Here is a 209-nt window from a genome sequence, read left to right on the forward strand (position 1 = left end):
CAAAATGTTTTCTCTTTCCAAAATTGGTTTTTCAGATAAGGAAATGATTTCCAGATTTTAGCGGTTGTGGCTTGCTTAATCCTCCTTGCGTGCTGGCCTACTGAATATCGAGTGCCGATTGTAATCAGCATATGAATGTGATCTTTGTCTATCTCAACCTCTTCGATCCTAAAGTCAGATGATAGAGAAACATCGAAAACCGTTTTCTT

At 38.3% G+C, this 209-nt stretch carries 1 protein-coding gene; it reads right to left on the bottom strand.

Annotated elements, in window-relative coordinates:
* Positions 1–209: transposase (locus tag AN394_RS21555; protein ID WP_055022528.1), on the bottom strand; the 209-nt coding region annotated here is incomplete at both ends.

Origin of the sequence: Pseudoalteromonas sp. P1-26, assembly GCF_001401795.1 — a bacterium.
Lineage (GTDB): Bacteria > Pseudomonadota > Gammaproteobacteria > Enterobacterales > Alteromonadaceae > Pseudoalteromonas.